This is a genomic window from Polaromonas sp. P3_C2 (assembly GCF_056402675.1).
Map to the genome: position 1 here is coordinate 1 of NZ_JBFUGX010000212.1, position 6,453 is coordinate 6,453.

Sequence of the window (6,453 nt, forward strand, 5' to 3'; positions counted from 1 at the left end):
GCCTTTGAGTCCACCCAGCGGCTGGTGCTCATCGCCGAAGACTCCGAAGGCGTGGTGGTCGGCATGGACCTGACTTTCTCGGGTTTCCCGATAGGCCGCGTCAAGCGCATCGAGCTGGCCAGYGACGGCAAGGCCCGCATATTGGTGGATGTGGCCGCCAAGGACGCCCACTGGCTGCGCACCACCAGCGTCTTCACGCTGGTACGCGGCCTCGTCGGCGGCACCAACATCCGCGCCTACACCGGCTTGTTGAACGACCCGCTGCTGCCCGACGGCGCGGAACGCACGGTGCTGCTGGGCGATGCGGCCGGCGAAGTGCCCAAAGTGATCGCTGCCGCCAAGGACCTGATTGAAAACCTCAACACCCTGACGGGAAGCGGCGGTGCGGTGGGTACCAGTCTGGCCAACCTGCAGACGCTGACGGAGCGGCTGAACGGGCCGGGCGGTGCGTTGACAGTGTTGCTGGGCAGCGAGGCCGAGGCCAAAAAGTTTGCCGCCACGCTGGAGCGCACCAACTCGCTACTCACCAAACTCGACGGGCTGGCCGCCAAGACCGACACCCAGGTGTTCGGCGACAAGGGACTGATGCCCGAAACCCGGGCCACCGTGGTTCAGCTCAACGCCATGCTGGGCGAGGCCCGCACCAGCCTCAAGAAAGTGGATGCATTGCTGCAGGACGCCCAGGCCGTCACCCGCAACGCCAAAGATGCCACTGACGACCTGGGCGTGCTGCGCGCCGACGTGGAAGCCAGCCTGCGCAAGGTTGAGGGGTTGATCAACGAAATCAGCCGCAAATGGCCTTTCGCCAAAGACGCCCGCGATGCGGAGATGAAGCTGCCATGAAGAACATCTTTACGTATGCCGCCGCGCTGACTTCGGCCTTGCTGCTGGCCGCCTGTGCCGGCGGCCCGCAACCGCCCGACTGGCAACTCGAGGCCAAAGGTTCGATGGACCGCTCTGTGGCCGCCTACATGGAAGGCAACAGCCGCGTCGAGATGGCCGAACTCGGGCGCGCCCGCACGCAGCTGACACGCTCCGGCCGGGCCGAACTGTTAGCCACCGCCGAGCTGCTGCACTGCGCCACCCGGGTTGCCAGCCTGGTGCTGGACGAGCCCTGCACCGGTTTTGAGAAACTGCGCGAAGACGCCACCGACGCCCAGCGCGCCTACGCTGATTACCTCAAGGGTCAGGTGCAGCCGCAGGGCATTGCCTTGCTGCCTGAAGCGCAACGCCGGGCGGCGGCTGGTGACGTCGGTGCTGTGGCGGCCATTGCCGACCCGTTGTCGAAACTGGTGGCTGCCGGCGTGATGCTGCAGGCCGGTAAAGCCAGTCCTGCCGTGATCACCCAGGCGATTGATACGGCGTCTGTGAAAGGCTGGCGCCGGCCGCTGCTGGCCTGGCTGGGCGTTCAGCTGCGACGGGCAGAGCAGGGTGGCGACACCCAGGAAGCTGCAAAGCTGCGGCGCCGCATCGAGCTGACGCAGGGCATGCCTCCTGCACCGGTGAAGTCGCAAACGCCCTGATCCTTGTCCCGTTTTGCCTTGAGAGAAACAACCGTGAGCTACCGCCTCAGGCTTTACGCCTATGAAGACGCCTCCGCAGAAGAGCTGCAGGCCGCTGAGCAACGCTTCCGAACGGCGGTGGAAACCGAGCTGGGAGACGAAAGCCTGGTCTGGCCGGTGTACGCGGCCTACATGAAACTGGTGGCGACTTACGGCGAAGCGCCGGCCGAAGATGTCCTGTCAAGCGACGAACTGGAAATCTTCAACCAATGGCAGGCGGCCGAGCTGGCTGCCGTGACGGCCGCGCTGGGACCGAACCGGTATATGGGCGACGCGCAGTTTGAAATCCGCCCCGCCTGAAAGGGAGCGGACCTGAAGCGTTCAGGGCGAGCGGCTCAGCCGAGGCGAGGCCAGCGCCCGCAACTGGTCGGAAATGGCGGTGTCAACGCTCTTGAGCTGTTTGAGGAGTTGCGCTTTCTCCAGCGCGGCGTGCAATTGCTGCAAGTCCTTGCTGCTGGTGGTGGCCTTGATCTGGGCCAGCGCTGCCGGGGTGTTGCCGGTTTTCAGCACCGCCAGCATCTTGCTGACCCATTCACTCGTTGCAGGCTTTTTGGGGTTCATGCGCCATTGTAGGTTTGCTATTAAAAAAATAGCTGCTCGCGCTTGACCACATTGCGCTGGCGGCCGATTTCATGGTGGATTTTGCGGGATTCTGCCTCCAGGGCTTGACCTTGAGTGCACTCAAGGTATTCCAATCCTTTCAGGGCCCTGGCAATGTTGCCGGCCTTTACCCACTTCATACCCACTTCGCAGTCGATGCGAAGAAGCCTTCAAGGAGTTTCATCATGAGTGCAGCACCCACCACCGACATCACAGCGGCCAACCGCCTGCGCATGCAGGAGGTCATGGCTGAACTGGACAAAGGCAACGGCCAGGCATTTGTCGACGCCATGGCAGACGATTTCTGCTGGACCCTTGAGGGCAGCACGCCCTGGTCGCGCACCTACCGCGGCAAGCAGGCCGTCGTCACCGAGCTGCTGCGGCCGCTGTTTGCCCAGTTCGCCACGCCCTATGTCAGCACCACAGAGCGCGTCATGGCCGACGGCGACATGGTCGTCATCGAGTTCCGCGGGCAAGTTACCACCCATGCCGGCAAGGCCTACAACAACCGCTATTGCTATGTTTGCCGCATGGAAGGCGGGCAAATGAAAGAGCTGACGGAGTACTTCGACACCGCCCTGGTGAGCGCTGCGCTGGAGGCGCCCGCGTTGGCCGCCTGAGCCGTTATACAGTCGGGCATGGCTGAAAGTTTTCTGATCGGGCAACTTGCCGCACGCACCGGGCGCAGCGTGCACACCATACGCTGGTATGAGGCACAGGGTCTGATCCCCGGCGTGACGCGCGACGCCGGCGGCCGACGCGTCTATGGCGATCTGCACATCAGCTGGCTGGACCTGATGGACCGGCTGCGGCGCACCGGCATGTCGATTGCCGAAATGCGGGAGTACACCGCGCTGGTCAAGCAGGGCAGCAGCACGCTCAGGCAGCGGCAGGCGCTGCTGGCCGCGCACCGCGCGCAGGTCAAGGACATGATTGCCGAATGGCAACTGGCACTCAAGCTGCTGGACAGCAAGATCGACTTTTACGGCGAGTGGGTGGCGTCGGGCAAACGCCCCGCCGTGAAGGTGGCTGAGCGTGCGGGTGTTGCGCTTGCGTCGCGGCCCAAAGAAAAATCGCGCCGGCCTGGAAAAACCTAGCGGCCGCCCGCTTTGCCGGCCGGACTGTCCAGCCCGTTCAGCAATAGGCGCAGGCCCGCCAGCGCCGCGTCAGCGCCGTCCATCTGCGCCCGTACGATGGCGCCGTCCACTGCCAGCGCGGCTGCCCGCGCCGCCTCTGCCTGGCCCGCGCCACCGGGCAGCAAATCGGCAATGACCTGCTGCATGTCCTGCTTGTGCCGGCGTGCAATGTCTGCCACACCCGGCAGGGTGCCGCCCACTTCCGCCACGGCGTTGATGAAAGCGCAACCGCGAAACGCCGGGTCGGCAAACCATTCGGCCATGGCCTGCACCAGCGGCGCCAGCCCGCCGCCGGGTCGCGCGCCATGGCGGCCCAGCGCGTCGACAAACCAGCCCATCCAGCGTTCATGCCGGTAGTCCAGGAAGGTGCGGATCAACTCGTCCTTGCTGGGAAAGTGCCGGTAGAAGGTGAGCTTGGCCACGCCCGACTCGGCAATGATGCGGTCGATGCCGGTGGCGCGCAGGCCGTCGCGGTAGAAAAGTTCGTGTGCCGTGACGAGGATTCGCTCGCGTGCGGGGAGGGTGGAGAGGTCCATGGCGTCATTGTAGATGCGACATAGACAGATCTGTCTACATGTGACAGAATTTCATCAAAGTAGACAAATCTGTCTACATCTGGTTTTCTGCCCATTTCGCCCATTTTGTTCAACCCCAGGAGATCTTCATGGAATCACGGCCACCGCTTCCCCCCTTTACGTTTGAAACCGCCGTGCAGAAAGTCCGTGCCGCCGAAGACGGCTGGAACACGCGTGAGCCGCAGCGTGTTTCCATGGCCTACACGCCGCAAAGCAAATGGCGTAACCGCGCCGAGTTCGTCACGGGGCGCGAAGAAATCGCGGGCCTGCTGTCGCGCAAATGGGTGCGCGAGCTGGACTACCGCCTCATCAAGGAACTCTGGGCCTTTGGCGGCAACCGCATTGCCGTGCGTTTTGCCTACGAGTGGCACGACGATGCGGGCAACTGGTTCCGCTCCTACGGCAATGAAAACTGGGAGTTCGACGGGAACGGCCTGATGGCCGTGCGCCACGCCAGCATCAACGACCTGCCCATCAAGCCCGCCGAACGCAAGTTTCACTGGCCGCTGGGGCGCCGGCCCGACGACCATCCGGGCTTGAGCGACCTGGGTTTGTGAGCGGGCGGTAAAATCCGGGTCCGAGGCGCACCGTGTTATTTGAAGGCGGTGCGTACACCTGAATTTGCCCCTGGCCCCGCTGCCGGGGTGCCCGACCCGAGTGACCTGCGTTTTGATTGACTCCCGCACCCTGCCGGCCGGCCCGGCCGATGAATCTCTCCACGACACCCCGCCAAACATCCAGGAGCCGCGCCTTTGGTGCGGTGACGGCTGGACGGCCAAGGTCATCAAGAACGAAGACGACGACGGCTGGGCTGTCGCCATGATCAAGGACGGCGAACCCGAGCCCGCGCTGGTCGGCCCGTGGACCATGGGCCGCGACAAGAAAAATCCCAAGCCGCTGGATGGCCCGGCTTTCAGCACGCTGGTCAAAACTGCTTCCGAATTTGTGCGCAGGCATGAGCAACAGCTGCATGCCACGCTGCACCAAAGCATCACCGTGACGGCCAATGCAGCGCGCATCACGGTTTCGCTCGACATCGTTCCGGACGAAGACAACCCGCACGGCCTGCTCAGCGCCGCCGACGAAACGGGCGAAGAGCTCGCGCAGGTGCGCGTGGCGCCGTCCTTCAAGCTCAACCGCGCCAGCGCCGTGGCGTGGGCCGAAAGCGGCTTCGCCAAGCCGGCCGGGCGGTGAGCGCCGCGTCCAGCGCCTGCGGGATCGACTTCGGCACCTCCAACTCCACTGCGGGCTGGAGCCGGCCCGGGCAAGCCGCGTTGCTGACGCTTGAAGACGGCAAACCGACGCTGCCGTCGGTGGTGTTTTTCCATGCCGAAGACGAGCACGTCAGCTATGGCCGGGCGGCGCTGGCCGATTACCTGGCCGGCCATGAAGGCCGCCTGATGCGTTCGCTCAAAAGCCTGCTCGGCACGGCCATGATTGATGAGCACACCGAGGTCGCCGGCCGCGCGCTGCCGTTTCGTGTGCTGCTGGCACAGTTCATTGGCGAGCTCAAGCACCGCGCTGAAAAAGCTGCAGACCAGCCCTTCAACCAGGCCGTGCTGGGCCGCCCCGTATTTTTTGTGGATGACGACGCTGCGGCTGACAAACGGGCTGAAAACACGTTGGCCGAAATCGCGCACGCGGTGGGCCTCAAAGAAATTGCCTTTCAGTACGAGCCGATTGCGGCGGCGTTCGACTACGAGTCGCAGATCAGGCGTGAAGAGCTTGTGCTGGTGGTTGACATTGGCGGCGGCACCTCGGACTTCGCGCTGGTGCGCCTGTCGCCCGAGCGTGCCCGCAAGGCAGACAGGCGTGATGATATTTTGGCCAGCGGCGGCGTGCACATAGGCGGCACCGACTTCGACAAATACCTGAGCCTTGCGAGCGTGATGCCCACGCTGGGCCTGGGCAGCCTGCTTCACAGCGGGTTGCAGGTGCCATCGGCCCAGTACTTCAACCTGGCAACCTGGCACACCATCAACCAGGTCTACAGCAAGAAGTCGTGGACGCAGATCAGCGATATCCGGCGCGGCGCAATCGAGAAAGACAAACTGGACCGCCTGCAAAACCTGGTGCGCGAACGGGCAGGGCACTGGCTGGCCATGCAGGTGGAAGCGGCCAAGATCGCGCTTTCTGACGCGCCTGAAACCACCATGGACCTGGGGCGCATTGCACCGGGCGAGACCTTGACCCTGCACCGGCCCGATTTCGACGCGGCCATCAGTGAACTGGTCGGCACCGTGGCGCGTACCGTGATGGGGCTGGTCAAGGACGCGGTTGTCAACGCCGACGACATTGATACCGTATTTTTCACCGGCGGCTCCAGCGGCGTGCCTTTGCTGCGTGAGCAAATTTCAGCATTGCTGCCGCAGGCACGCAGTGTGGAAGGCGACCGTTTCGGCAGCATCGGCGCCGGGCTGGCGCTGGATGCAGCGCGCAAATTTGGTTAGGGGCTGTGTTCTGATGCCATGCGCTTGGCTTACAGCAGGTTCATGAATTGCTGCAAGGCTTCGCCGGGATGCTCGTCGCGCCGGCGGATAAAAAGTGTTTTGACGGCGTATTTCTTGCCGGTCGATGGAT

At 63.9% G+C, this 6,453-nt stretch carries 10 protein-coding genes; 8 read left to right on the plus strand and 2 right to left on the minus strand.

The window, feature by feature from the left end; translation table 11 throughout:
* From AC1DWI_RS10770 to AC1DWI_RS10780, 3 genes are all read left to right on the plus strand, one after another.
* The coding region (locus AC1DWI_RS10770; RefSeq protein ID WP_477724815.1) for an MlaD family protein at positions 1-843 on the plus strand (843 nt) is incomplete at its 5' end.
* On the plus strand, positions 840-1,523 hold the full coding sequence (locus AC1DWI_RS10775) for a hypothetical protein (RefSeq protein WP_477669291.1): 684 nt from the start codon (positions 840-842) through the stop codon (positions 1,521-1,523). The genes AC1DWI_RS10770 and AC1DWI_RS10775, both read left to right, overlap by 4 nt.
* 33 nt (positions 1,524-1,556) lie before the next feature.
* Positions 1,557-1,862, plus strand: coding sequence for a hypothetical protein (locus AC1DWI_RS10780; protein WP_477669292.1), 306 nt, complete (start codon positions 1,557-1,559; stop codon positions 1,860-1,862).
* A 21-nt stretch (positions 1,863-1,883) separates the two neighbouring features.
* On the opposite strand, the gene AC1DWI_RS10785 is transcribed toward AC1DWI_RS10780, so the two are convergent.
* Positions 1,884-2,123 (minus strand): hypothetical protein, encoded by a 240-nt coding sequence (locus tag AC1DWI_RS10785; protein WP_477669293.1) that lies wholly within the window; start codon positions 2,121-2,123, stop codon positions 1,884-1,886.
* A gap of 224 nt (positions 2,124-2,347) precedes the next feature.
* Here AC1DWI_RS10785 and AC1DWI_RS10790 point away from each other — a divergent pair, with 224 nt between their 5' ends.
* Positions 2,348-2,782, plus strand: coding sequence for a nuclear transport factor 2 family protein (locus AC1DWI_RS10790; RefSeq protein ID WP_477669294.1), 435 nt, complete (start codon positions 2,348-2,350; stop codon positions 2,780-2,782).
* Positions 2,783-2,800: 18 nt separating this feature from the next.
* The gene (locus AC1DWI_RS10795; RefSeq protein WP_477669295.1) at positions 2,801-3,259 is read left to right on the plus strand and encodes a MerR family transcriptional regulator; all 459 of its coding nucleotides are present in this window, start codon (positions 2,801-2,803) and stop codon (positions 3,257-3,259) included.
* On the opposite strand, the gene AC1DWI_RS10800 is transcribed toward AC1DWI_RS10795, so the two are convergent.
* Complete coding sequence (locus AC1DWI_RS10800; RefSeq protein WP_477669296.1) at positions 3,256-3,834, minus strand: TetR/AcrR family transcriptional regulator; 579 nt, start codon at positions 3,832-3,834, stop codon at positions 3,256-3,258. The genes AC1DWI_RS10795 and AC1DWI_RS10800 overlap by 4 nt on opposite strands.
* Positions 3,835-3,962: 128 nt before the next feature.
* On the opposite strand from AC1DWI_RS10800, the gene AC1DWI_RS10805 reads away from it, so the two are divergent.
* From AC1DWI_RS10805 to AC1DWI_RS10815, 3 genes are all read left to right on the plus strand, one after another.
* Positions 3,963-4,430, plus strand: a complete 468-nt coding sequence (locus AC1DWI_RS10805; RefSeq protein WP_477669297.1) for a nuclear transport factor 2 family protein — start codon at positions 3,963-3,965, stop codon at positions 4,428-4,430.
* 112 nt (positions 4,431-4,542) lie between these two features.
* Positions 4,543-5,067: a hypothetical protein gene (locus AC1DWI_RS10810; RefSeq protein ID WP_477669298.1), complete on the plus strand. Its 525-nt coding sequence runs from the start codon at positions 4,543-4,545 to the stop codon at positions 5,065-5,067.
* Entirely contained in the window at positions 5,064-6,323 is a 1,260-nt protein-coding gene (locus tag AC1DWI_RS10815) for an Hsp70 family protein (protein WP_477669299.1), read from the plus strand. Before AC1DWI_RS10810 ends, AC1DWI_RS10815 begins: the two co-directional genes overlap by 4 nt.
* The last annotated feature ends 130 nt before the right edge of the window (positions 6,324-6,453 follow it).

Bases quoted from the DNA above. Each gene is read 5' to 3' on its own strand.
- AC1DWI_RS10775 (WP_477669291.1), top strand. From the start codon at position 840: ATGAAGAACATCTTTACGTATGCCGCCGCGCTGACTTCGGCCTTGCTG.
- AC1DWI_RS10785 (WP_477669293.1), bottom strand. From the start codon at position 2,123: ATGAACCCCAAAAAGCCTGCAACGAGTGAATGGGTCAGCAAGATGCTG.
- AC1DWI_RS10790 (WP_477669294.1), top strand. From the start codon at position 2,348: ATGAGTGCAGCACCCACCACCGACATCACAGCGGCCAACCGCCTGCGC.
- AC1DWI_RS10795 (WP_477669295.1), top strand. From the start codon at position 2,801: ATGGCTGAAAGTTTTCTGATCGGGCAACTTGCCGCACGCACCGGGCGC.
- AC1DWI_RS10800 (WP_477669296.1), bottom strand. From the start codon at position 3,834: ATGGACCTCTCCACCCTCCCCGCACGCGAGCGAATCCTCGTCACGGCA.
- AC1DWI_RS10805 (WP_477669297.1), top strand. From the start codon at position 3,963: ATGGAATCACGGCCACCGCTTCCCCCCTTTACGTTTGAAACCGCCGTG.